We start from the raw sequence: 25,763 nt of genomic DNA, 5'->3' as shown, positions 1-25,763 counted from the left end.
TATAGGTGAAAAAATTGGGTAGGATTTATCATGACCGGTAGAACGGGACGTAGAGGCAGGCAAGCACGCCTTGAGATCAGCGAAAATCCCGTTGATGAGCAACCACCCGTTCAACCTGGTATGACTGGGGGCACATTTCGCCCTCTAAGTGACGCCAATCTTAGCGACGTCAACGAAGCAGTTCTATCTTTGCTTGAGACATTGGGCCTTAGCCAAGCTTCACCTTCGATGATTGAAAAAGTCTGCGCTGAAGGTGGTAGTTACACAGATGACAAAAGATTGTTGTTTCCGCGCGCTTTGGTTTTGAAAACAGTGAAGGAAGCGCGGCGAGATGTCGTGCTGTATGGCCAAAAGGAAGAACACAATCTCGATCTTTCGGGTGCGCGTGTTCACATGAGTTCTGGTGGTGGTGCCCCTGGTGTTTTTGATCTCGAAGATGGTCATTATCGTGATGGCACGCTGAATGACCTATATAATGCGGCCCGAATTGTGGATGCTATGGAAAACATCCACCACTTCAGCCGTTCTATTGTGGCACGTGATATTGAAAACGTTGCGGACATGGATCTCAATACCGCATACGCCTGTCTAATGGGGACCTCGAAACACGTTTCTGTTTCAGTGTCTGAGCCCGAAAATCTACAGCAACTTGCAGAGCTATGTTATACTCTCGCGGGAAGTGAAGAGGCATTTCGCGCGCGTCCCTTTTTGACGGTGATGGTATGCCATGTGGTCCCGCCAATGCGCTTTGCTGAAGATGCGCTTGAAACACTGGAGGCCGCCGTTCTGGCAGGTTTCCCAGTCCAGCTTATTTCGGCGGGGCAGGCTGGCGCGACCAGTCCTGCAACAATAGCAGGTTCGCTTGTTCAGGCTGTTGCAGAAACTTTGGCAGGTTTGGTGTTCGCGAGATTGGTTGACCCAAATGTTGCAGCAATCTTTGGACCAAAGCCGTTGGTTGCGGATCTCAGAACAGGGTCAATGTGTGCAGGTGGTGGCGAACAAGCCATCTTGATGGCCGCGTCCGCGCAAATGGGGCGGTATTACGATCTGCCAACAACCTCGATTGCGGGTATTACAGATTCAAAGACATTGGACGCGCAATTTGGCAGTGAAAAGAATTTAGCGGTTTCATCTGCGGCACATGCAGGGTCGAACCTGATCACGCAATCCTGTGGTATGCAAGCCAGCCTTCTTGGGGTGTCGCTCGAAGCATATGTTGTCGATAACGATATGCTGGGAAATATCTTGCGTACCGTGCGCGGGGTCGAGGTGAACACAGAGAACATTGGCGCCGATGTCATCGCGGAAGTATGCCGCGGCGAAGGTCATTACCTTGGTCATCGGCATACGTTTAGCCGCATGAAATCGGATTATTTTTACCCTCATTTCGGGGATCGCCAGACGCCTCGCGAATGGGAGGAAGCTGGTTCACGTCCGATAGGTGACGTCGCCAAAGACAAAGCGCGTGAACTGCTGGATACCCATTTCCCAGATCATATTTCTGATGAAAATGACACTAAGCTGAGGGAAAAGTTTAATATCCGCCTAAGTCGTGCGCAGATCGGTCGCGCGTGATGGTGCTGGCCGTTCGGTATCCTGAGCAATTAGGTACCATTCCACACGCCTTTATTAATGGTGCGGGGTGTTCTGGGGTGGGGGCGGTGCGTCCCTTAACTGACCCTGCGACAGGCCGTGTGTTTTTAGAAACAAATGAGTCGTCGCCGGAACAAGCTCAGAATGCTGTGCAAGCGGCCAAAGCTGCGTTGCCAGCATGGTCTGATACTGCGCCGGGAAAGCGAGCAGATGTATTATTCCGGCTTGCGGGTTTGATTGAAGCACAGGCAGATGAGTTGGCTGTGGTTGAGGCTTTGAACGTTGGGAAACCCTTAAGTCAGGCAAAGCGGGATGTCGGACGAGCGGCGGATTACTTTCGGTTTTACGCAGGGTGTTGTGATAAACTGAATGGCGACACGATCCCGCTGGGGCCGGATAAAACTGCTTTGACAGTGATGGAACCTGTTGGGGTCACCGTTCATATTTTACCATGGAATTATCCGATTTCGACGCTTGCACGTGGAGTTGCGCCGGCTTTGGCCGCAGGGGCGACTGTCGTGGCAAAGCCGTCTGAATTGACGCCACTCAGCGCTATTATGGTTGCCCAGTTGGCGATAGAGGCGGGGTTGCTTGATGGGGTGCTCAATGTTGTATGCGGGGCCGGAAGTGTCGGTGAAACGCTATGTACGCACCCTGATACGGCCCATGTCACGTTTACCGGATCAACACAGACCGGTAGATCCGTCATGCAATCTGCGTCTGCGCCTATTGCAGGTGTGACATTAGAATTGGGCGGTAAATCCCCTGTTGTCGTGCTTGCTGATGCAGATTTGGATGCCGCCGCTGATGGGATCGCAAAGGGAATATTCTTTAATGCGGGTCAGGTTTGTGCTGCGGGCGCGCGTCTGATTTGTGATCGATCAGTTCATGACGATTTACTGGAAAAGCTAATTCAGGCGGCTCAAAAACTCACAATAGGCCACCCTTTGGACGATCCTGATCTGGGGCCGTTGGTGTCTTCAGATCAATTGAGCCGTGTTGAAGGTTTCGTTGTGCGGGCCAAAGAGGCAGGCTTTCGGTGTGTTACCGGTGGACAGCGTGCGCGGCCAAAGGGGTTGGAGGGTGGGTTGTTCTATGAACCCACAATATTTGCGGATGTGCCTGCCAATTCTGAAATCGCGCAGTCTGAAATTTTTGGTCCAGTTCTGATTACGCAGCTTTGTGATACTTTTGATGAGGCGCTGACACTTTCCAACAATTCACCGTTTGGATTGGTTGCCGGGATTTACACGGCAAATGTCACCAAAGCGATGCGTTACGCGCGCCAAGTGGAAGCGGGGCAAGTCTTCATCAATGGCTTTTTACAAGGGGGCGATACCGTCCCTTTTGGTGGCGTCAAACAAAGCGGCATTGGCCGTGAAAAGGGCCTAGCCGGATTGGCCGCCTACACCGTTGAAAAATCAATCGTCCTAAATCATGCCGAGGGGCAGCTATGAGCAACCAATCACTCGCGGAACGTGCAAAAAAAGTCATGCCCGGCGGGGTAAGTCACGAGTTACGGTATCGCGCGCCTTATCCAAGCTATATTGACCGCGCGGTTGGCGCTGAAAAGTGGGATGTTGAGGGCAAGCGCTACATCGATTTTAAATTGGGTGCAGCGAGTCAACTGTTGGGGAATTCCTGCCCTGAAGTGATGGAAGCCGTCGCACAGCAATTGACCAAAACACCCTATACTGGTGATTGTCACCCGCTTGAAATTGAATGGGCGGAGTGGATTGCAAAACTGTTACCATCTGCAGATTTGGTCCGCTTTACCGGTTCAGGAACCGAAAGCACGATGCTGGCGCTCAGATTGGGGCGGGCTTGGTCCGGTAAAGACAAAGTCCTGCGGATCGACGGGCACTTTCATGGGTGGCATGATATGCTCTTGAAAGGGGCAAAGCCGGGCACGAATTTACCGCCATCCTTGGGTGTGCCCAATGCTATTTCTGACCTCACAGTTGTCGCACCTCCGTCACTTGATAGCATCCGCGACTTGTTGGCCCAAGACGATGAAATTGGCACCATATTTGTCGAAGCCTCTGGCGCGAACTACGGCTCAGTCCCGCTGCCAGATGGATTTTTACAAGGCATCCGCGCGATAGCCGATGCAGAACAAAAGGTTCTGATTTTTGACGAGGTGATCACCGGATTTCGTTGGTCCCCAGGTGGACGCCAAGCCAGAGATGGCGTGATCCCCGATATCACGACCTTGGCCAAAGTTGCGACGGGTGGTTTACCCGGCGGTGCAATTTGTGGGCGACGCGACATTATGGAGCTGTTGGACCCTGGAAAACCGCGCGACGGATTGGCCCCCCCTGTCAGCCACAAAGGCACTTTTAACGCTGCACCTCTGGTTGCTGCAGGCGCAATTGCGGCGATGAAGCTGCTTTCAACCGGTGACGTGCAGCGCAAAGCTGATGCAATGGCCACGCAGTTGCGAGACGGGTTTAACAGCTGCTTCCAGAAACAGGATGTGTCCGCTGTGGCTTATGGCGAAAGTTCAACCTGCCATCTTTATTTCGGAGCCCGCTCTGTTGATGGGCTAAGCGCCGCGCAAATCCGCACTGTTTCACCGGATCTGGTGAACGGTCTGCGCAATGGATTGTTGGCAGCTGGTGTAGATTTTATGTCGTTTACCTCCTGTGTGACGTCTTGTGCGCATACCCCGGAATTGATCGATGAAACCCTTGAAATATTTGACAACGTCCTAGGCGATTTGATCAAAACCGGAGTGATATCTTCATGACGACTTTGCCCACCCAAGCCCGCACCGTGATTATCGGCGGTGGCGTCATTGGCTGTTCCATTGCCTACCACCTCGCCCGTGAAGGGCGCAAAGACGTGGTCGTGATCGAACGATCAAAACTGACGTCAGGCACCACATGGCATGCTGCGGGGTTGGTGCGCCGTTTGCGTCCTTCTGCGACGTTGACCAAACTGATCAACTACTCGATTGATCTATATAAAGAACTGGAAACAGAAACCGGCCAGCAAACTGGTTGGGCTCAAACCGGCAGCCTTTCGATTGCGACCAACGAAGATCGCCTGACGACCTTGAAACGGCAGGTGTCGCTTGGCCGGGCCTTTGGGTTAGAGGCCGAAGTCGTTGGACGTGACAAAGTAGAAGAACTTTGGCCGCTTTTACGCACGGATGATGTGATAGGGGCCGTTTGGTCGCCTGTAGATGGGCGTGTGAACCCGTCAGATGTGGCGCTTGCCCTATCAAAGGGGGCAAAGGCACGCGGTGTTCAGTTCTTTGAAGATACACGTGTTACGGGTTTGCAAAAGAAAGCTGGACGGATCAGTGGTGTTGAAATTGGCGATCATGTGATTGAAGCGGATGAAGTCGTTATCGCGTGCGGTCTCTGGTCCCAAGAAGTCGCAGCAATGGCTGGCGCGAACATGCCGCTGTATGCCTGCGAACACTTTTATATGCTGACCAAACCATTGCCGGAAATCCAAGCCATGGGCCGGGGCGCGCATTTGCCCACATTGAACGATCAAGACGGATTCCTCTATGGGCGCGATGATGTCGAGGGCCTGCTGGTTGGTTCGTTTGAACCCGGTGCCAAAGGTCTGCCAATGGACCGATTGCCTGCGGATTTCAGTTTTGATCTTCTGGATGAAGATTGGGACCACTTTATGCCGATGATGGAAAATGCGTTGTACCGTATTCCCGCGTTGGAAAAGGCCGAAGTGCGAATGCTGTTGAATGGGCCGGAAAGCTTTACCCTAGACAGCCAGTTTATGCTTGGCGAAAGTCCAGAGGTACCGGGCTTGTTCTTGATGGGTGGGATGAACTCTACCGGTATCGCACTGGCTGGCGGAGCTGGTAAGGCGATGGCCGAATGGATCATTCAGGGTGAACCAACGATGGAGTTGAACGAGGCCGACATTCGCCGCTTTGGCCCTGAAATGAACGTGATTGGGGCTCTGTCAGAACGTATCCCAGAGGTTCTGGGCAAACATTACGAAATTGCCTATCCGGGCCGCAGTATGGAATCCGCACGGGGACAAAGGCGTTCTGCAATCCATTATGGAACCAAAGACGCAGGCGCAAAGTTTTTGGCACGGGGCGGTTGGGAACGCCCGGAATACTATAATGCTGAACAGGTGACCGGGGCTTTAACCTTTGGTGCACCGCCATGGCGCGATCAAGTCGCTCAAGAAGTAGCAGCCTGTCGCAACGGCGCCGCAATATTAGATCAATCAGCCTTTGGCAAAATTTGGGTGCAAGGCCCGGATGCGGAGGCGTTTTTGAACAAAGTATGCGCCAATGAAATGCGCGTGCCCGCCGGGCGGATTGTCTACACGCCAATCCTAAACACCCGGGGTGGTGTCGAAAGTGACATCACCGTTCAACGTCATGACGATGAAACATTTATGTTGATTGTCGGAGCGGGCGAAGTTGTGCGCGATTTGATGCACCTGCGCCGTGAAAAAGGCGACATGCGAGTTGAAATCACCGATGTGACGTCGGGCTATGCGATCATCGGTTTAGCTGGTGCAAACGCCAAAGAGGTCTTGCAAAAAGCCTCCGGTGCGAAGCTGCCAGAGATTGGACGTTTTCGATTTGCTCCGATTGAAATCGGATTGGCGCGCGCATGGGCAGGTCGCCTTAGCTATACCGGTGAAGAAGGTTACGAACTTTATGTTCCCGCTGATATGGCGATGGCCGCGCACGAAGCCTTGGTCGCCGCCGGGGCGAGCCATGCTGGGTTAACAGCGAGCGGGTCACTGCGTATCGAAAGCGGGTTTCGTGCTTGGGGGCATGAGCTTTCCCCTTGGACAACACCATTTGAGGCTGGAACCGCTGGTTTTTTAGGCTGGGACAGTGATTTTATCGGGAAAGAGGCCTTGGCCGCCCTAAAAGATAAAACCCCCAGCCGTCAGATCGTTTCGTTGCTGTTTGACACACCTGACGCGGTGCCGATCCATGATGAACCAATTTGGTATCAAGGCGAAGTCGTGGGGCAAGTGACCTCAGCAGGTTGGAGCTATCGTTTCGGCCGCTCTGTCGCCTTGGCGATGATCACAAGTGAAACTGTGCTTGCTCAATTGCGCGATGGGCAGATTTGCGACGGGCTCGAAGTTGAAATTGCCTGCACGCGCTACACTGCCAAAGCGTCCCTAAAACCTGCCAAAACTGCATTTGAGGAATAAATCATGACCAGAACAACGCAAGTTGCCATCATTGGCGGCGGTATCATGGGTGTCGCAGCGCAGTTCCAATTGGCGGAAAACGGTTGGACAGACACCATTTTGTTTGAAAAGGCCGAACTGACCTCTGGGTCCACTTGGCACGCGGCGGGGCAGATTGCCCATGCGGTTGGTTCTCGCGTTGCGGGGTGGATCAACAAAACATCGCTCGAGACCTATAAGCGTGTTGAAAAAGAAACCGGTCAAAGCATTGGTTGGCACGAAGTTGGAGGCTTGCGCATCGCGACAACGGATGACGAAGTGGACTGGATGAAATCCATCATGGGGGTCGGGCGGTTGCTTGATTTGCCGATGGATTTGGTCGGGCCTGAAGAGGTCGCAAAGGTCAATCCGTTTTATAAAATCGACAATGTAAAAGCAGCGGTTCGCACCTATGAAGATGGGCATATTGATCCGTCTTCTGTGACCATGGCGCTGGCCCAAGCCACACGAGCGCGCGGTGCAAAAATTGAACGTCATAATCAGGTGACCGGTGCGGCCCGCAAGGGTGACATGTGGTTGCTGCAGACGGAAAAAGGCGAAATATTGGCCGAACACGTAGTGATTGCTGCGGGATCTTATGCAAACCAGGTTGGCGAATGGTTTGGTTTGAAAATCCCGTCGGTATCTTGCTTGCACCATTATTTGGTGACGGACACAGTTCCTGAATTTCAAGGCCGCCCAGAACTACCCGTCATGCGTGATAACAGTTTTGGCGGGTATATCCGGCAGGAACAGAAATCCGGCCTGATCGGTATTTATGAGGGACATGTTTGCCCAACGGTTTGGACAATGCCCAAAGGTGCGCCTTGGGCCGCTGAAAATGAGCTGTTCGAAGCCGACTATGACAGCATCGGGGATTTCCTGATGGTGGCGTTTGATAAGATGCCAATTCTTGCGGAACTTGGGATTAAACGGGTTGTGCGCGGCGCGATTACCCACACCCCAGATGGGGGTATGTTGGTTGGCCCATCAGGTGCGCCAAATGTGTGGCTGTCTTGCGGATCATCCATTGGCCTCGCGTGGGGTGGTGGTGCTGGGAAGGTGCTTGCGGATTGGATGGTTCATGGTGAAACCAATATCAACACGCGCAGCATGGATCCGCGCCGTTACGGGAATTTCACGACCGATAACTTCATCGTGGAACGCACCAAAGATGAGTTTATGCGCCGTCATGATACACCCGTTCCCGGCAAACAGTTTCACAGCTTGCGCCCCCTCAACCGTCATCCGCTTTATGATCGCTTAGCGGACAAAGGTGCGGTTATGGGCGAAGTGACCGGATGGGAACGCCCACGGTATTTCGCAGATCAACCTGGTGAAATAGAACCGATTGGTTGGGGGCATCAGGCTTGGCATCAAAACGCTATGGCCGAAGCTAAGGCGACGCGCGAAACGGCTGGCATAATTGACCTTTGCGCGTTTGCGCAGTTTGAAATTACTGGGCGCGATGCCGGGCACGTATTGGATCGAATTTCTGCCAATAAGATACCTGCACGTGACGGGCGTTTGAGTCTAAACCACCTTTTGACACCCAAAGGTAAATTCGAAAGCGAAATTACGATTTGGCGAATAGCAGAGGATCGGTATTTTACCGGGTCTGCGATCGCACGTTCTAATCCTGACTTTGATTGGATCAAATCGCATATTCGTGACGGCGAAGACGTTCAAATGGTCAATCGCTCGCAGGATTGGGGCATGTTGGCACTGTCCGGGCCAAATTCACGTAAAATCATGGCTGAACTGACGGATGTCGATCTGTCGAACAAGGCGTTTCCTTGGTTGTCTGGCCAAGAGATCATGGTCGCGGGTATACCGTGTTACGCCCTGCGTGTTTCATTTGTGGGGGAACTTGGCTGGGAACTCCACGCGCCTTTGGACCGGATTACAGAACTTTATGATGCCTTGTTCAATGCTGGTGAAAAGCATGGTCTAACCGACATCGGGAGTTATGCGTTTAATGGTATGCGTATGGAAAAAGCCTACCGTGCGTCTGGTGAACTGACCACTGATATTGGCCCATTTGATGTCGGGCTAGAACGGTTTGTTCGCAGCGAAGGGCGAGACTTTACCGGTCGCGACGCTGTACTTGCACGTACCCCGGAATGGGAACTGTTCTATGGTGAACTTCATGCCGACAACATTGATATTCATGGCGGCGAACCAGTTGTCCAAAACGGCAAAATTGTTGGGTTAACTACATCTGGCGGCTACGGGTACACCGTTGGTAAAAGCTTAGGTTGGCTTTTTGTTCGCAAAGGAACATCCAAGGAAGGACTGAAAGTTCAAATTTTAAATACCGAATACGAAGTGACCATTCACGACGATGCCGTTTTTGACCCAGAAAACCTGCGCCCAAGGAGTGAAGACTAAGATCAGAAGGTGTTCAAAAACAAAAAGGGTCACATGATATGAACGAAATCATTTCACTGAGCGCGGTTGAACTGGCGCAAAAACTAAGAGGTGCTGAACTAAGCGCTACAGAAGTTTTGGCTGCATTTCGCGCTCAAACAGAGAAACGAAATGGTGAGGTGAATGCATTTGTGACCTTTGATTGGGATCGGGCAGAATTGCGTGCGGCGGAATTGGATGTATTGGCTGTTACTGGTACATATGCAGGTCCGTTGCATGGTGTTCCCATTGCGATCAAAGATTGTTTTGAAACCAAAGGTTTGCGGACCACTTGGGGGTCAAAGTCTTTTGAGGACTTTGTACCAGATTATGACGTTTTGCATGTGGAGCGTTTGCGCGAAGCTGGGGCAGTGATTGTTGGGAAAACCAATACGCCTGAATTCACGTTTTCGGGCCAAACAACCAATGCTGTGGTCGGTGTCACCCGTAATCCGCATGATTTGCGAAAAACCGTTGCGGGTAGTTCAGGCGGCGCGGCAGCCGCTTTGGCGGCGAAAATGGTGCCCTTGGCGGACGGTTCTGATCTAGGCGGAAGCACACGGACCCCGGCCGCTTGGTGTGGGATTGTAGGTTTTCGACCCACGTCTGGCTTGGTTCCATATCATCCTAATCCGGCAAGTTTTGACGGACTTTCCGTGCCCGGACCTATGGCGCGCTCTGTACAGGATTTGACGCTGATGTTGTCGGTGATGCAGGGCAATACCACGCTCCAACCTTTGGGATATTGGAACGAGCTTCCTTCGCTTGAAACCTTAGAAACGCCGCTGGATCCGGGCCGCATCGCGATGTCATTCGCACCGTTTGGCGCAAATGTTGAGGCATCTATCATTTCAGCACTTTCGCCGATAACGCAGCTGTGTCGGGAATTGGGTTGGGATGTAGATGAAGATACTGCACCCAAACTGGACCCATTGATGGCCTTTGGCGATGTCATTCGGGGGCAATGTGCCTTACAGGTGCGCGCCGCTTTGAACCCAGATATGGAGCTGGCCAACGATAGCTTCAAAAGCGCTTGTGCTTCGGGTGAGGCGCAAACATTGAATGATTTGGCACTCTATCAGGCGCAACGCTCTCGTGTTTGGAATGACGTCATGGATTTCTTTAGCACCTATGACTTTGCGCTTTGGCCTACCACAACCGGGTTGGCCTTTGACGCCGATCTAAAAGACCACGAACTTCCCGAGGATTGGCGCACCGTCACACTTACTCCGACACTCGAACTCCCCTCAATTACGATTCCCTTTGGCACCTCATCAGATGGTTTGCCGGTTGGGCTACATATTACCGGCCCTAAAGGGTCAGACGCAAAACTTCTGCGCTTTGCTCGAATGATAGAGCGCGCTAATTCAGGAACCTAAACATGACTAAGATCAACGGCGGCACCGCAGTTTACAACGTTCTTAAGGCCAACGGCATCGATACCGTATTCGGGCTTTTGGGCGGATCGATGCTCGAGCTATATGACGCGATGTATAAAGATGGCGCCATCAAATATGTGGGCGCACGCGATGAACGTGCTGCGGGACATATGGCAGATGCATGGGCACGCATGACTGGTAAGCCCGGCGTTGTTCTTGGTGCGCAGGCGGGGCCGGGGGTGGTCAATATTGTCACCGCCGTTGCTGAGGCGCAGCTGGCCTATTCGCCGCTTGTTGTTATTGCGGGCGCCATTAGCCGCTGCGACCATGCCAAAGACACATTCCAAGAGGTTGATCAGGTAGCATTGTTTGCTCCAATCTCTAAAAAATCAGTTTTGGTCAGCGATGCGGCGCGCCTTCCTGCAATGTTAGAAGACGCTATTCGTCTGGCAAATTCTGGTCGCCGTGGGCCGGTTGTGCTGCATGTCCCGCGTGATTTGTTTGCTGAAATGATTCTGGCCAATGATCCTGCGCCGGTTAATATTGCGCGCCCCGGGCCTGCTGCTGCGGATGATCTCGCTGCGATTGCTGAAATGTTGTCGGGGGCCGAACGCCCGGTGATTTTTGCTGGTGGCGGTTTTAAATGGGGTAAAGGTCGTGAGGCGCTGACGGCGCTTGCGGAAAAATTAGAAGTGCCTGTTGTCGCTTCTACGGGTCATGCGGATGTCATGCGCCACGGGCATCCTTGGTTTGCCGGGCAGGCTGGGCCGCGCGGCAACAGGGTCGCGTCACGCCTAACCAAAGAAGCAGACGTCATGGTTGTTTTGGGCGCACGGCTTGGGTTTAACTCAACCTTCCATAGCAATGATTATGTTGGGGCCGACATTCGAATTGCCCATGTTGATATTGATGGCTCTGCTGTTGGTCGGTATTTCCCGGCGGAAATTGCGGTACAGGCAGATGCGCGACTGACTGCTGAGGCGCTGACCGAGGCTGCCACATCGCCCAATGCAGATGTTTGGCGCAAAGCGTTCCAAGACGATTGGGCAAGTCTGATGTCAGAACGCGAGGAAGAAGCACAAATTGCCACACTTCCAATGCATCCCCGCCGCGCGTTGGCGGAACTGCGCGACGCCCTGCCAACGGATGCAATCGTGACACTAGATACAGGAAACACCTGTCTGCAGGGCGCGGATCGTTTGGCGCATTATGAACCGCTGTCGTTGATCACACCGCTTGACTTTGGGCTGGTTGGGTTTGGCCTTGCGGCTGCGATCGGTGCCAAAGCGGCGACACCTGATCGCCCGGTTGTTGCGATTATGGGCGATGGCGCGATGGGTTACACGATGATTGAAATCCAATCCGCGATCCAAAACAAACTGCCCATCGTTGCGGTGATTTTGGACAATGAAGCATGGGGTGCCGAAAAAGCGTATCAAGAAGAATTCTATGGTGGACGGTTGTTGGGTGCAGAAATCCAGTCGCCTCGTTACGATGAATTTGCGAAACTCTGTGGTGGAAATGGCATATGGGTGAATGGGCCGGGTGAATTGGGCGCAGCTCTGACTGATGCAATCAACTCAGGCCAAACCACGGTCATTCAGGCAAAGATTGATCCCAAAGCATTGATGACCCTGCGCAAAGATTTATTCAAAGCGCAAGATGATGAATGATCCCGATATTGTAATTGTAGGGGGCGGCAATGCTGCCCTCTGCGCGGCGATCACGGCTGCGGAAACGGGCGCGCGCGTGCTTATTTTAGAAGCTGCGCCAAAAGATTATCGCGGTGGCAATTCGCGCCATACGCGGAATTTTCGGTGCATGCATGATGGGCCGCTTTCCGTTTTAACGGGGTCATATGACGAAGAAGAATACTTCAATGACCTGCTTTTGGTAACCAAAGGCAAAACCGACGAACACCTTGCACGGATTGCAATCCGAGGCAGCCAAGACAGTCAGCCATGGATGGAAGCCCACGGCATACGGTTTCAACCCTCACTCTCTGGAACCCTGAGTTTAAGCCGTACCAATGCGTTTTTCCTTGGTGGCGGGAAGGCTTTGGTCAACGCGTATTACCGCACGGCTGAGGCGCTTGGTGTTGAGGTTCTTTATGATGCGCATGTTGATCACCTTGAGCTAAACGGCGACGAGATAACGCGCGTTGACTACAGCTATCAGGGCCAAAACCATAGCCTGTCACCTAAGGGCGTCGTTGTCGCGTCGGGCGGGTTTCAGGGCAACATAGAATGGTTAACCCGTGCGTGGGGGCCTGCTGCTGCGAATTTTTTGATCCGGGGCACGCCCTATAACCGCGGCGCGGTTTTAAAGGATTTGTTGGATCAAGGGGTACAATCTGTTGGCGATCCAACCCAATGTCATGCGGTTGCGATTGACGGGCGTGCACCAAAATTTGACGGCGGTATCGTCACCCGGTTGGATTGCGTACCGTTTTCCGTTGTTGTGAATAAGCACGCGAAAAGGTTTTACAATGAGGGCGAAGATGTTTGGCCCAAGCGGTATGCGATTTGGGGTCGACTTGTGGCCGCGCAGGATGATCAGGTCGCCTTTTCGATCATTGACTCAAAATCAAAAGATTTGTTTATGCCCTCGGTCTTTCCCCCGGTCACGGCTGACAGCATTGCGGAACTCGCTGAGAAATTGGGGTTGGATCCAGACACGTTGACGGCAACCGTTGACGAATTTAATGCGTCGTGTCGCGACGGTGAGTTTAAGCCAACCGAATTGGATAATCTCGCCACTGAGGGCTTAGAACCCTCCAAAACCAATTGGGCACGCCCCATCGTTGATCCGCCGTTTTTGGGATATTCTTTGCGGCCCGGTGTGACGTTTACCTATCTGGGGTTCAAGGTTGATGAAACAGCCCAAGTACAGGGGCCAAATGGTGCTGTTAAAAATCTTTGGGCTGCGGGTGAAACTATGGCTGGATCCATTTTAGGGCAGGGGTATCTTGCGGGTTTTGGAATGACCATTGGCACTGTTTTTGGCCGCATCGCCGGCAAGGAGGCCGCAGAATATGTCAACTGAATCTACTACGGCGCTCGCCGATGGGCTCACCCCGACGGAAGAGGCCCGCCGCCAGATCGAAATTTGTAATGCTTGTCGCTATTGCGAAGGCTATTGCGCAGTCTTTCCGGCGATAACGAAACAAAAGGCCTTTGCTGATGGCGACATCACGCAGCTCGCCAATCTTTGTCATAATTGCCGTGGGTGCTATTATGCGTGCCAATACACGGAACCGCATGAATTCGCGTTAAACCTGCCCAAAGTTCTGGCCGAAGTACGGCAAGAAAGCTGGCAAGATCATGCGTGGCCGCAAGGGGTTGCACGGGCATTTCACCGATCAGGCGTGGCGATTGCCGCATTTGTGATACTCGGCTTTGCGTTGATGTTCGCCGCAGCACGTTGGTTGGGGTCCTCGGGCGGTGAAGGCTTTTATGCGGTACTCAGTCATAACATGATGGTGGCAATCTTTTTGCCTGCTTTTGTGCTTCCCTTACTTTCGATTACGATAAGCATGCGAAAGTTCTGGCATCATATTGGGGGAAAACCAATCGGGGTGAGGGCGTCCTTGGCGGCGTTAAAGGATGCGGCCCGAATGAAAAACCTATCCGGTGGCCACGGGGAAGGCTGCAATTTCGAAGACGAAGACCACTTTACTCAATTGCGGCGTGTTGGGCATCAATTGACGATGTGGGGCTTTTTGCTGTGCTTTGCAGCAACGAGTTCGGGAACCGTTATGCACTATCTGTTTGATATGCCAGCGCCCTATACATTTTTCTCATTGCCCAAACTCTTGGGTGTTTCGGGTGGTATTATGTTGGCTTTGGGCACGGCTAAATTGGCGTGGCTGAAACCTAAAGGAAACAAAAACCTTGGCGATACAAGAGTTTGGGGAGGGGAAATGGCCTTTGTTCTGCTGCTGTTTGTCGTCGCCGTGACCGGGCTTGCCCTATACTGGGCCGGAGGAACAGGGCTGATGCCATCTCTATTGGCATTACATCTTGGGGCTGTGTTGGCCTTTTTCTTACTCATGCCATTTTCCAAAATGGTGCATGGATTTTATCGACTGGCGTCATTGGTTCGGGATGCCCAACAAAAGGAAGGCTAGCCTAGCGCTGGCCTTCAAACACATAGCCAAAAGTTCGCCGGGCGCCTGTAGGAGGCGGAGCAAAAGGTGCCGCGCGCCGCACGTGGTCGATGCCTGATTGATCCAAGCGATCATTTCCTGATGAACGCTGTATGCGAACAAAGTCCAATGCGCCGTTTGCAGCGATACGAAATTGCACCACGCCTTCGCCCGAAACGTTTGGAGTGCGCACACGCGTACGTCTTAGCCTGTTCCAGACGATGCCATCATAGTTTGAAGCGGCTGCATTTCCGGCCCGTTCGTTTTGTGTTTGGGTGGGCGTTTCGGAAGCATCCGCAGCAGTTGCCTCGCGGCGCCCATCGCTTTGACCGCGGCGTGTATCAATGTTGTTTGATCCACGGGGGCGTTGTGCCGCTTGTTGCTGAACCTGAGGGTCAGGGCGTGTGGTTGGGCGTCTGGTTCGTTCTGTAGGCATTTGGATTTGCACATTAGGTGTCGCAGTGACACGGCTGCTTACATCGGTTTGGGGTGTTTGGTGTACCTGTGGTGACACGACAACGGGGCTTTGGATCGGAGCGGTCGCTTGAACATTGGGATCAGCGGTTTGCGCTTGTGTGCTGGGCGATGGCGGTGCGATAGTCGCCTCTGGTTCTGCTGTATCGGTGACGTCTTCTGTCATGGGCTCAACAGGGCGTTGGGCGCCGGCAACGTGATCCTCAAAGCTATTTCCCAGCGACGCAAACTGGGCTGTAGCTCCTCCGGCAATTTCGGCGCGTGGCGGGTTATATGTTAGCCCAAACCCAGCAGCATGAAGCGCTGCGGACATGATCAAAGTTGAGACGAAAACAAATGTTGTCTTGTGCTTCATCTTAGGCCTCGTTCGGTTACGACGTAGATCTCTGACGCTCCGCGAGACCGAAAAACGCTGCTTGCTTCTAAAAGAGCGGCTGCTGTTGACTGGCGATCTGGAATGATGCGCAGTGCTGTGTTCGCTTCTATGGGGTATACTGCAGGATCAATTACAGACCCCTGAAACGTCAACCGTCCATCGGCATGTAGTACGATGGCATCCGGTGGTTGACGCCCTTCCAGTTGGTCGGTGGAAATCAGTTTTAATTCGCCATCAAGTGGCGGCGCGACCGTACCTGCAATAAGGAAAAACACCAACATCAGAAAAACAACATTGATGAGCGTAATAGTGGGTTCCGCAGGTTTGCGCGGTTCAGGTCTGCGGCGAGTCATCGGATGACTGACACGCGAAAATTTGGGAGGGTCGAAATATCTGCCAAGGTTCTAACGAACAGTTCGGACGATACTTGAGTCCCGATTGAGAGAAGAACATCCGATTGGGCCGCACCGGTTTGAACCCTGCTCAGCGCGGGCTTCAGATTTGCGAAATCATGAGGCGCGCCGTTGATTGTCAGCCCGTCCCGTGTAAGTCGCACAAAAATACGCTGAGGTGCGTCAGTGCTGGTTATTCCTTGTGTTCCCGCTTGGATCAGTGGAACTTCAGCAAACCGGGTGAAGGTCGATGTGAGCATAAAGAAAAGCAGCAATAGAAAGATGATGTCGATCAACGGCGTCATTGATAAACGGCGACGTTGAAACCCTTTACTGGCCATGTTGGGGCTCATGTGCCAAGGGGTGCAAAACAGATTGCAACGCCTTTTCAGAAAATACCCGTTCCCGAGCAACGCGGCTTTCTAACCAGGTTAGCAAAAGTGATGTTGGCATGGCGACCGCTAGACCAACCGCAGTTGTCATCAAAGCGACCCAAATCCCACCAGCGAGCAAGCTCGGGTCAACAGAGGTCCCTGCATCTTGCAGGCTTTGGAACGCTTCGATCATTCCAAGAACTGTGCCAAATAGGCCCAACAAGGGCGCGAGCTGGGCAATGCTATCCAGTAGTCGAAACGCAGTTTCAAGCCGCGCCATTTGTTCGTCAAGTTGGGTTTCGTATCGGTCTGATGCTTCGGTTGATTTGTCAGATAAAATAGCGCCAAGGAGAATAGTTTTTATATGGTTTTTACTCTGGTTCAATGCGTCGACCGCAACGGGTTTGTTTGCGGAATCCCATTGATTTAATGCATGTTCAAGGTCACGAAATCGGCCAACCCCAGCGTTGTGAAATTGCCAGATTTTCGCTGTGACAACAGCTACAGATACAACGGACATGAGAAGCAAGAGTGCTACAACTGGGCCACCTAAAGCGATAAATCCTGTAACGGCATCAACAATGTTTTGAATGAACATCAGCCTAAAACCTCATGGTTTGTATTGCTGTTAAGTTTCAAATTCTGAGAACACGCGTTTTGATCGATATTTTCGCCATCACATTGGTTGACGCCATTGATCAAGACATCTCCTAGGGTTGGGCATTGCACGCCTGTCAGATCAAATTGGCGCACACGTGGGCGACCTTGGGGCAGATCTTGGAAGTCGAATAATGTCAGACGCTCTACGTTTCCGTCACTTGTAAATAAAACGGTTTCCAGAACGAGAGCGTCTAAATCACTGCCAAGTGTATTTTGAGCTAGAAAAGCGAGCCGGCACCCGTTTTCAATTTCGCTCACTGTATTGAGTTCAATGAAAAGTTCGGGCCCCGGCGCTGGCGATTGTGCCTGCGCCGGAGCTATCAAGGCAACGCATCCGGCGATCACGCCAATTGCACCATTAAACATGAAAGAAAAGCCGCCTTGATATTTCATAGTGTCACCTTGTTTAGAATGTTTTGGAAAGGGTCAGGGTAACTGTGCGCCCGGCTCTGCGGGTACCAGTTGACTGCAAGTGCGACCGATAATCTTCGTCAAACAGATTGGAGACACCAAACCGGATTTTACTGCCTTCGAAGAGGCCAGTATCAGGCTGCCATGCTGCGTACACATCATGCACAAAGTAACTTGGGGAATTGATAGCCGCGCCTTGCGAATAACGAACCGCGCTATCGGCGTAAGTTCCAGTCCAGCCGAGTTCGATGTTTTGTTCAACAAAACGATAACCAAGTGACATTGAGACGCTGTCTGCTGGGATCTGATCCTCTAGGTTCGCATTTGCAGCAGCAGGGTTTCCAATGTTTTCGCCTTCAAGATGGGTGTAGGCAAGCGATCCAAAAACGCGCTCAGAATTATACGCAAGCTCAAGTTCAACACCTTCGATGCGTGTGCGATCCAAGTTGATGTAGGTTGGCGTGATTGCGCCCACCGCTGTACCTGCATTGTTACGCGCAATCTGGTCTTCCATATTGTTGCGGAAAACTACACCTTTGAAAGAGAGCTGATCGGAGCTGTTGAAAATGGAGTTTGCTGTATAAGCAGCCCCAATTTCAAAATTCTGGCTGGTTTCAGGGTTCAAAGTGTCGAGAGCTGGATCAGATGCGCCACCGCTTGTGGCACGGGTATCGTAGGCTTCGTCAATGGTGGGCAGACGTTCTGTGTATGACGCAGAACCAAACACCGAAAGATTGTCATTGATCTGATAATGAAGCGCTAGATTAGCCGCATGCGCCGTCGTCGTCGTGTCATTGGTTACGCCGGTGATCAGCCCACTAGGGGACTGTGTTTGGCGATCTGCGCGCAAGCCTGTGATGATGGTAAAACGATCATCAAAAACAAGTTCGTTTTGCGCATATAAACCAAGAGTTTGGGTCTCGCCAGCTGGGTGATAACTAATGCCGCCACCGCCTACAGATGGATCGATTTCCGCTCTACGCGTTTGGTCCGCGTATGATAGGCCAACGGTTAGATAGTTATCAAAGTTTTCGCCAGACCATTCGGCGCGGTTTTCGATTTTCAGAGATGTGGTTTCATATGAATAATCAGCAAGCGGCAAGAATATTGCCTGTGGATCGCTCATATCAACTGCTGTTTCTGAATACGAAAGCTGGACGTCGAGATCGAGAAGGCTGTTGCCAGCAGGATTAAAATTGTAGCGCGCATAGGCTGTGGTGTCTGTGAAATCCCGATCAACAGTCCCCCACGTCGTTGTGGCATCGACGAGGTTATAAATTTGGTCGTTCACAAAGGATTCATTGCGGATGTAGGCAAATTCAAAGCTTTGATCGAGGTCGTTGCCAAATCTATATGTGGCCTTTGCAATTCCTGAGCGGGAGGTGCCTTCGGACCCAAACAATTCTGTGCCTGCGCCGCTTTCGACATTGTCACTGCTGCGATAGTTAAAGCCGAGCAATGCCTCAAAACGGTCATCAGGGGCGAAGGCAAGGATGGTTGAGCTGAGCTGACCGTTGCCATTGTCCCCGAATTGCAATCTTTGGCGCACAGCAAAGGTGTCGCCGTCTTCTAAGAAATCAGAGGCGTCGCGGGTTTCCATGGCGATCACGCCACCCAGCGCACCTGAACCGTAGAGAGTGGATGAACTTGGCCCACGCAATACTTCGATACGTTTAAAAAACTCAGGTTCGGTGAACAATGAACCAAGGCGGTATTGTTCATAGTATTTACCGACCCCATCAATCAGCATAACAATGCGTGATTCATCGGCCGCCCCACCTGTGCCGATCCCACGGATGTTAAAGCTTTCGCCGTAGGGCGATTCAGACCCAACAGTTGAAACACCGGGCAGTTGTTCCAAAATGTCGCCGACTGTAGACGCCTGTTCGCGGTCAATGTCGTCTTCGTTCAAGACAGAAACCGCCTGCGGAACGTCAATTGCAACACGCTCTGAACCAACGCCAAAAACAATGCGTCCAAGCATTGTAAATAGGCCGTCGGGTGCTTCCTGCGCAAATGTTGGAGTTGCCATAAATGCTGCCACAGCGGCAGACATCATTAGCGCGCCGTGGCGCGATATCGTAGTTTTTCTCATATCCCTCATTCCAGTCCTTCCGCAGATAAGGCTGGCCATGGGGCTTGCAATGCGATGTGAATAAACGTCGTTTAGAAAGCTTGACTAAAAATGTCAACTAATAGAAAAGCAGATTCAGAAATTCTTAATTTTTAGCGCTCCAGCAACATACGATGTATATTACTATCGTATCCGCAAGGCAAAGCCGACCATCTACGAAGGTTTATAGATGCTGGATACTGATACAAAATCCCCCGAATCCATTCGCGTTGCATGTGTTGAAAACCCCAAAATGCGCGAACGTGATCTTGCCCATAAATTGGGCATCTCCGAAGCTGAACTTGTTGCAGCTCATGTTGGTCACGGGGCAATCCGTATCAATGCACATCCAGATGCGATTATGAAGCAGGCCGAAAAACTCGGCGAAGTTTTAGCATTAACTCGCAACGAAAGCTGTGTGATTGAACGTGTCGGGGTTTACGACAACTACCACAGTGGCGCTCACGCTGCGATGATCCTGAACTCAGAAATTGACTTACGTATTTTCGCGAAGTTCTGGGTTAGTGCCTTTGCGGTAGAGAAGAAAACCGAAAGTGGCGTTCGTCGTAGTCTGCAGGTGTTCAGCGGTACAGGTATGGCAATGCACAAGATCCATTTGCGCGATGACAGCAATCATGCGGTTTGGGAAGATGTCGTTTCGGCGCTGCGCTTGGATGATCAAAGCGATTCCTTAGAGGTGAAGCCGCGCGGTGCCCCCGAAGAACCCAAAGCAGATCCTGCAAAGGCGGATCAGCTTAGGGCAGGGTGGGATGACATGACTGACACCCACCAATTTATGCGCTTGACCAGCCGGTTGAAAATGAACCGGCTTGGCGCTTACCGCATTGTTGGGGCACCTTATGTCAAACTGATGGAAAACGAAGCGGTCGAGCGCGCGCTTGAAAAGATTTCCGAGCGTAAATCAGGCGTGATGGTTTTTGTCGGCAATCGCGGTTGCATTCAAATCCACGGTGGCTTGGTCGAAACCTTGCGTCCAATGGGGCCTTGGATCAACGTGATGGACGAGCGGTTTAATTTGCACCTTCGCGGTGATCATATCGCCGAAACCTATGTTGTGACCAAGCCGACACAACAGGGCGATGCCGTTTCATTGGAAGCGTTTGATGCAGAAGGACGGATTATCCTGCAAATCTTTCCAGATCGCCGAAGCGATGAAAATAACGCAAAAATCTGGGATGAAATCGTAGCTGAGCTTCCTCAAAAAGGGGCAGACGCATGATCCGCACAAAAAGCAAAGGCGTGCTGTTTAGCGCGTTCTTAGGCGTGGTTTCGTTTTCTGCATCTGCGCAGGAAAGCTACCCGGATGCAGAAAACATCGTTTCCATCGGAGGGGCGGTTACGGAAATCGTCTATGCATTGGGCCAAGAACATAGATTGACCGCGCGCGATACAACCTCTGTTTTTCCGCCTGAGGTGCTTGAGTTGCCTGACGTTGGATACATGAGGCGCTTGTCCCCTGAGGGAATTTTATCTGTGTCCCCAGATTTGATCCTAACCGAACCCGGGTCAGGTCCGCAGGAAACGATCGAGCTGTTAGCCAATGCAGATATCCCATTTGTGGATGTGCCGGGCGATTACAGCAGTGAAGGTATCCTTCAGCGAATAACCACAGTTTCAGCAGTGCTTGGTGTTGAAGAACGCGGTGCGGAACTGGCGGCTGAAGTTGGTGCGGCGCTGAGTGCAGCCGAGCAAACAGCACAAGCCCACGATGAAAAGCCAAGAGTGTTATTCATTCTTTCGATGCCAGGCGGGAAATTGAATGTTTCAGGCACGGGCACGCGCGCGGATGGAATCATTCGGATGGCAGGGGGCATAAATGCGATTGATGAATTTGACCAGTATCGCATTTTAACGGACGAAGCGGTGATTGAGGCCGCGCCAGACATCATTCTTATGATGACTGCACGCGGAGGCGATCACGGTGTGGAAAACGATCAGGTTTGGGATGTTCCTTCTATTCAATTGACCCCCGCAGGTGAAAACCACGCGATGGTGCGTATGGATGGTTCTTTGATGTTGGGTTTTGGTCCGCGTACGGCTGAAGCTATCACCATTCTTAGCGCTGCGTTCTACGGTGAATAGGTCATGACAACAGTTGCAGACATAGATATTTCTGTTGCGCCGCCCGTTGTAATTGATCGCAGTCAGAAGGCCCGAAGGTTAATGGGTGTTTTATGTGTCGGTCTAATTCTGATGGGCGCATTTAGTTTGACACAAGGCGCGGCGGGCACTTCTGCTTTGCGCGTTTTGGGTCAAATGATCAATGGCCAGGACGTCGCGCTACGAGATCAGGTTGTGTTGTTTGATATACGTCTACCGCGGCTGATGATGGGCATACTTGTTGGCGGTTCTCTTGCTGTCACGGGGGCCTTGATGCAAGGTTTGTTTCGCAATCCTTTGGCGGATCCCGGGCTTGTCGGGGTAAGTGCCGGCGCAGGGCTGGGCGCAATTTCTGCAATTGTTCTTGTCGGAGCATTGCCTTTAGGTGTGGCAGAGTTTTTCGGGTATTACCTCGTCCCGTTTGCTGCATTTTTTGGCGGGTGGATTTCCACCTACGTGCTTTATCGTGTGGCAACGCGGCGGGGGCAGACTTCTGTCGCGACAATGCTTCTGGCAGGCATTGCTCTTGGCGCATTGGCTGCGGCTGTCTCGGGTGTGTTGATTTACCAAGCGGATGATACGCAACTGCGCGACTTAACGTTTTGGGGTATGGGATCACTCGCGGGGGCGACTTGGACCAAAGTCTTTAGCGCGGCACCCATCATTCTACTAGCCCTTGCAGGAGCGCCGTTTCTGGCCAAAGGATTAAATGGTTTGGCCTTGGGCGAAGCCGCAGCTGGTCATATGGGGATCAATGTTCAACGGGTGAAAAACCTAACTGTTGTCAGCGTTGCAGCTGCGACAGGGGCTGCTGTTGCTGTTTCAGGTGGTATTGGGTTCATCGGTATTGTTGTTCCGCACCTACTGCGTTTGGCTGTGGGGCCAGATCACAGATATCTGCTACCCAATGCCGCCTTGTTGGGCGGTATTTTGTTGGTGGGTGCAGATATGATCAGTCGTACCATCATTGCTCCGGCTGAGTTGCCAATCGGGATCATTACGGCCGTTTTAGGCGCCCCGGTGTTTCTTTGGATCCTTTTGCAGCGCCGCAGCGTTGTGGATATGTGAGGCGAAATGCTAAAAGCAGAAGAAATCAGTGTAACGTTCGGAAAGAAACCTGTGCTGTCGGGTGTGGAGTTTCAGGCCGTTCCGGGTCAGATCACATCAATTGTCGGGCATAATGGGTCGGGCAAGACCACTCTGTTACGTGCTTTGACCGGTGATATTTCCTTTGAAGGGCGTGTTTTTCTGAATGATGAAAACATCACGAAAAAGCCTGCTTGGGAATTGGCCAGTTTACGTGCGGTTTTACCTCAGGCCACGCCGCTTGCTTTCCCATTTACCGTAATTGAAGTGGTGCGTTTGGGTTTGATGGCGGGTGTAAATGCGGAAAACGCAAACCTCGCCGTACGTGCGCTGAAACAGGTTGGCCTGTTGGGGTATGAAAACAGGTTTTACCAAGAACTTTCGGGCGGGGAACAACAACGTGTGCAGCTCGCGCGGGTTCTATGCCAAGTGTGGGAACCTGTTTTGGATGGCGTTCCACGCTGGTTGTTTTTAGATGAACCTGTGGCCAGTTTGGATATTTTGCACCAGTTGATGGTCATGCAGATCGCGAAATCCTTTGCCTCCAAAGGCGGTGGCGTGATCATGGTTATGCATGATCTGAATCTGACAGCGCAGTTTTCTGATCGGGTCTATATGATGAAATCGGGCACTGTTGTTGGGGCAGGATCACCAGAAGAGGTGTTTACCGATTCACAGCTTTCGTTGGCGTATAGCTGTCAGATTGATCGGTCCGGTCCATCGGTTTCCACAATTTTGCATCCTGCGCATATTGTGGTGAATGCGATGTAACTCATGTGCCCAAGCTCATTTTGGGTTTGGGCACATGATAACGTGATCAGTTCCAGCTGTAGTTGAAGCTCACGCTGATGCGTTCTTCTTCCGCCATGTTTAATGGCACCTCATGGCGCAGCCAGCTTTCCCAAAGTAGAACCTCACCAACTTCTGGGGTTGCGTAGATGAAGTTGCGCAATTCTGGGCGCGCGTCTTTTTTGCGAACTGGTGCAGCCATCATCATTGCAGAGCGCGGATCTTCGAATTTAATCGCGCTGGTGCCTTCGGGCATGGTCACATAGGTTGTCCCGCTGATGACGCTATGGGGATGCAGATGCGATGTGTGTACGCCGCCCGGGGATAGGATATTGATCCAAAGGGAATCGAGCGTGATCTTCTTGTCCCCAAGATCGAAATCCAAATCTTCGACAAAGGCCGCGACATGTTTGTCGAGTGCCTCAACCAGATCATTAAAAATCGAAAAGCGCCAGCCGAGGTCGGTCAAAGAGGCGTAGCTTGTGTAGCCGGGGTAGTTGTTTTCTTCGCACCAGTCTTGGCCTGCCTCGTCATCGTCTGCAATTGACAGGCAGGACGCTTCGAGTTCGGCGGTATCAATGGATTTCCCGTGCTCAGCAAGGGCGGCGCGGTAGAGGCGGGTAACGAAGAGAGATTCAATCTGTGACATGGTGTTTTCTAAATACAGCAAGTTAGAGACAAAAGAACGGCCCGTAATGAACACGGGCCGTTGATTTATTAGGCTTGGCGACGTGGTGCGTCTGTGCCGCCTTGGCGCGGTTTACGGTTTGGGCGGCGCGCTGGACGTTTTTTGCCTTGGGTGTCGCGCGCAGGTTTGTGGGCGCTTACCGCTGGTTTCTTAGGCCGGTCTTTGCGTTGCTGACGCTGCTGGGGAACGCGTTTTGGGCGATCCTCAGCGGCTGGTTCAATGCCTGATGCAACCGGAATGGTGACCTTCATGATCTTTTGAATCTGACGGAGAAGTTTGATTTCAACAGATGACACAAATGCAATGGCTTCGCCGTCTTTACCCGCACGGGCAGTACGGCCAATTCGGTGCACGTAGTTTTCTGGCACGTCCGGTAGATCAAAGTTGTAAACATGGGTGACATTCGGAATGTCGATCCCGCGTGCGGCCACATCCGTCGCGACCAGAACTTTGACCAAACCTTCGCGGAAGGCTTTGATCGCGCGTTCGCGTTGGCCTTGGCTTTTGTTGCCGTGGATCGAGTCCGCTTTGTAACCACAGCTGACGAGATGCTTCATCAGCTTCTCGGCGCCATGCTTGGTCCGAGAGAAAACGATTGCCTGACCATTTGGATGCTCGTTCAAGCATTCTTTTAACAATTCGCCTTTTTCGCTTTGCGGAACAAAATGCAAGGATTGGCGAATTTTATCGGCAGCTTTGCCCGGAGGTGAAACTTGAACCCGTTTTGGGTTTGTCAAATAAGCCGAAGACAACTCAGCCATCTGTTTTGGCATCGTTGCTGAAAACAACATGGTTTGGCGTGGCGTTGCGAGCAGTGGCGCAATTTGGCGGAGCGCATGGATAAAGCCAAGATCAAGCATTTGGTCAGCTTCGTCGAGGACCAGAAAACGTGCTTTGTTCAAAGTCAGTGCGCGACGATCCAAAAGGTCAATCAAACGACCCGGTGTCGCGACGAGAATATCGAGACCATTTTCGAGGGCTTTGATCTGTTTGTTGATTGAGGCACCGCCAACAACAACATGCAATTTCAAATGCGTGCCGCGAATATAGGTTTTCAGGTTGTCGGCAATTTGGTTCACCAATTCACGTGTCGGCGCAAGGATCAGAGACTTTACAGTTTTGCGATCGGGTTTGCCGTGCTCATTCATCAGATGGTTGATCAAGGGCAGACCAAAAGCAGCCGTTTTACCAGTGCCGGTCTGGGCAAGACCCATAACATCGTGACCCTTAAGAACGAGCGGAATCGCTTGTTCTTGGATAGGGGTAGGGGTTTCGTAACCGGCGTTTAAAACGGCCTTTAACAACACTGGGTGTAGGTTGAGGTCACGAAATGTCACCGCATCGGATTCGGTCGTGATGTTTTCGGTAGATGGTGTTTCTGTTACTGTTTCAGTGGTCACGGAGGACCCTTTCTTCATCACGCAGCAAAAGCTGCAAACCACAACAATGCCCCCGGATAATCCGGCAGGACGTGCGGTCTTGCGCGACATGCTCATTCCCGGACCGTATTGTCCGTGGGACCGAATGCGCGCCAGAACCCCGCGTGATGGGAACTGTTGGAATATTG

General features: G+C 52.1%; 21 protein-coding genes. 13 read left to right on the top strand and 8 right to left on the bottom strand.

Going from position 1 to position 25,763, the window contains the following annotated elements; translation table 11 throughout:
- Positions 1 to 30 precede the first annotated feature (30 nt).
- From G9C99_RS08050 to tcuB, 9 genes are read left to right on the top strand one after another with little or no spacing between them, the layout of a single operon-like run.
- The gene (locus G9C99_RS08050; protein WP_166416924.1) at positions 31 to 1,575 is read left to right on the top strand and encodes a trimethylamine methyltransferase family protein; all 1,545 of its coding nucleotides are present in this window, start codon (positions 31 to 33) and stop codon (positions 1,573 to 1,575) included.
- The gene (locus G9C99_RS08045; protein ID WP_166416923.1) at positions 1,575 to 3,050 is read left to right on the top strand and encodes an aldehyde dehydrogenase family protein; all 1,476 of its coding nucleotides are present in this window, start codon (positions 1,575 to 1,577) and stop codon (positions 3,048 to 3,050) included. The genes G9C99_RS08050 and G9C99_RS08045 overlap by 1 nt, the downstream gene beginning before the upstream one ends.
- Positions 3,047 to 4,342: an aspartate aminotransferase family protein gene (locus G9C99_RS08040; protein WP_166416922.1), complete on the top strand. Its 1,296-nt coding sequence runs from the start codon at positions 3,047 to 3,049 to the stop codon at positions 4,340 to 4,342. The genes G9C99_RS08045 and G9C99_RS08040 overlap by 4 nt, the downstream gene beginning before the upstream one ends.
- On the top strand, positions 4,339 to 6,759 hold the full coding sequence (locus G9C99_RS08035) for a GcvT family protein (RefSeq protein ID WP_166416921.1): 2,421 nt from the start codon (positions 4,339 to 4,341) through the stop codon (positions 6,757 to 6,759). The genes G9C99_RS08040 and G9C99_RS08035 overlap by 4 nt, the downstream gene beginning before the upstream one ends.
- Positions 6,760 to 6,762: 3 nt before the next feature.
- Positions 6,763 to 9,168 carry an FAD-dependent oxidoreductase gene (locus tag G9C99_RS08030; RefSeq protein ID WP_166416920.1) on the top strand — a complete coding sequence of 802 codons (2,406 nt, stop codon included), beginning with the start codon at positions 6,763 to 6,765 and terminating at the stop codon, positions 9,166 to 9,168.
- Between the two features lie 38 nt (positions 9,169 to 9,206).
- Positions 9,207 to 10,565: an amidase gene (locus tag G9C99_RS08025; RefSeq protein ID WP_166416919.1), complete on the top strand. Its 1,359-nt coding sequence runs from the start codon at positions 9,207 to 9,209 to the stop codon at positions 10,563 to 10,565.
- Between the two features lie 2 nt (positions 10,566 to 10,567).
- Positions 10,568 to 12,238, top strand: a complete 1,671-nt coding sequence (locus G9C99_RS08020; protein ID WP_166416918.1) for a thiamine pyrophosphate-binding protein — start codon at positions 10,568 to 10,570, stop codon at positions 12,236 to 12,238.
- Positions 12,231 to 13,610 carry an FAD-dependent tricarballylate dehydrogenase TcuA gene (gene tcuA / locus G9C99_RS08015; RefSeq protein WP_166416917.1) on the top strand — a complete coding sequence of 460 codons (1,380 nt, stop codon included), beginning with the start codon at positions 12,231 to 12,233 and terminating at the stop codon, positions 13,608 to 13,610. The genes G9C99_RS08020 and tcuA overlap by 8 nt, the downstream gene beginning before the upstream one ends.
- Positions 13,600 to 14,694, top strand: coding sequence for a tricarballylate utilization 4Fe-4S protein TcuB (gene tcuB / locus G9C99_RS08010; protein ID WP_166416916.1), 1,095 nt, complete (start codon positions 13,600 to 13,602; stop codon positions 14,692 to 14,694). Before tcuA ends, tcuB begins: the two co-directional genes overlap by 11 nt.
- A 1-nt stretch (position 14,695) precedes the next feature.
- Here the strand turns inward: tcuB and G9C99_RS08005 are convergent, their stop codons facing one another.
- Genes G9C99_RS08005 through G9C99_RS07980 form a run of 6 tightly spaced genes read right to left on the bottom strand, consistent with a single transcriptional unit; the run spans position 14,696 to position 19,494 of the window.
- Positions 14,696 to 15,541, bottom strand: a complete 846-nt coding sequence (locus G9C99_RS08005; RefSeq protein WP_166416915.1) for a cell envelope integrity protein TolA — start codon at positions 15,539 to 15,541, stop codon at positions 14,696 to 14,698.
- Positions 15,538 to 15,915, bottom strand: coding sequence for an ExbD/TolR family protein (locus tag G9C99_RS08000; RefSeq protein WP_166416914.1), 378 nt, complete (start codon positions 15,913 to 15,915; stop codon positions 15,538 to 15,540). Before G9C99_RS08000 ends, G9C99_RS08005 begins: the two co-directional genes overlap by 4 nt.
- Positions 15,912 to 16,295, bottom strand: coding sequence for a biopolymer transporter ExbD (locus tag G9C99_RS07995; protein ID WP_166416913.1), 384 nt, complete (start codon positions 16,293 to 16,295; stop codon positions 15,912 to 15,914). The genes G9C99_RS08000 and G9C99_RS07995 overlap by 4 nt, the downstream gene beginning before the upstream one ends.
- Positions 16,285 to 16,926, bottom strand: a complete 642-nt coding sequence (locus G9C99_RS07990; RefSeq protein WP_166416912.1) for a MotA/TolQ/ExbB proton channel family protein — start codon at positions 16,924 to 16,926, stop codon at positions 16,285 to 16,287. The genes G9C99_RS07995 and G9C99_RS07990 overlap by 11 nt, the downstream gene beginning before the upstream one ends.
- Positions 16,926 to 17,381, bottom strand: a complete 456-nt coding sequence (locus G9C99_RS07985) for a hypothetical protein (RefSeq protein ID WP_231704009.1) — start codon at positions 17,379 to 17,381, stop codon at positions 16,926 to 16,928. Before G9C99_RS07985 ends, G9C99_RS07990 begins: the two co-directional genes overlap by 1 nt.
- Before the next feature lie 13 nt (positions 17,382 to 17,394).
- On the bottom strand, positions 17,395 to 19,494 hold the full coding sequence (locus G9C99_RS07980; protein WP_166416911.1) for a TonB-dependent receptor domain-containing protein: 2,100 nt from the start codon (positions 19,492 to 19,494) through the stop codon (positions 17,395 to 17,397).
- 208 nt (positions 19,495 to 19,702) lie between these two features.
- Between G9C99_RS07980 and G9C99_RS07975 the strand changes: the two genes are divergently transcribed.
- From G9C99_RS07975 to G9C99_RS07960, 4 genes are read left to right on the top strand one after another with little or no spacing between them, the layout of a single operon-like run.
- Positions 19,703 to 20,752 (top strand): hemin-degrading factor, encoded by a 1,050-nt coding sequence (locus G9C99_RS07975; RefSeq protein WP_166416910.1) that lies wholly within the window; start codon positions 19,703 to 19,705, stop codon positions 20,750 to 20,752.
- The gene (locus G9C99_RS07970; protein ID WP_166416909.1) at positions 20,749 to 21,615 is read left to right on the top strand and encodes a heme/hemin ABC transporter substrate-binding protein; all 867 of its coding nucleotides are present in this window, start codon (positions 20,749 to 20,751) and stop codon (positions 21,613 to 21,615) included. The genes G9C99_RS07975 and G9C99_RS07970 overlap by 4 nt, the downstream gene beginning before the upstream one ends.
- Before the next feature lie 3 nt (positions 21,616 to 21,618).
- Complete coding sequence (locus tag G9C99_RS07965; protein ID WP_166416908.1) at positions 21,619 to 22,701, top strand: FecCD family ABC transporter permease; 1,083 nt, start codon at positions 21,619 to 21,621, stop codon at positions 22,699 to 22,701.
- A 6-nt stretch (positions 22,702 to 22,707) separates the two neighbouring features.
- Positions 22,708 to 23,490, top strand: a complete 783-nt coding sequence (locus G9C99_RS07960) for a heme ABC transporter ATP-binding protein (protein ID WP_166416907.1) — start codon at positions 22,708 to 22,710, stop codon at positions 23,488 to 23,490.
- 46 nt (positions 23,491 to 23,536) lie between these two features.
- Here the strand turns inward: G9C99_RS07960 and G9C99_RS07955 are convergent, their stop codons facing one another.
- Both G9C99_RS07955 and G9C99_RS07950 read right to left on the bottom strand, forming a co-directional pair.
- Entirely contained in the window at positions 23,537 to 24,157 is a 621-nt protein-coding gene (locus tag G9C99_RS07955) for a TIGR02466 family protein (protein WP_166416906.1), read from the bottom strand.
- A 68-nt stretch (positions 24,158 to 24,225) separates the two neighbouring features.
- Complete coding sequence (locus G9C99_RS07950) at positions 24,226 to 25,686, bottom strand: DEAD/DEAH box helicase (protein ID WP_231704008.1); 1,461 nt, start codon at positions 25,684 to 25,686, stop codon at positions 24,226 to 24,228.
- Between the last annotated feature and the right edge of the window lie 77 nt (positions 25,687 to 25,763).

The organism is Cochlodiniinecator piscidefendens (genome assembly GCF_011326755.1).
Lineage (GTDB): Bacteria > Pseudomonadota > Alphaproteobacteria > Rhodobacterales > Rhodobacteraceae > Cochlodiniinecator > Cochlodiniinecator piscidefendens.
Note: the sequence above shows the minus strand (reverse complement) of the source record. Positions and strands in the feature narration are given on the sequence as shown.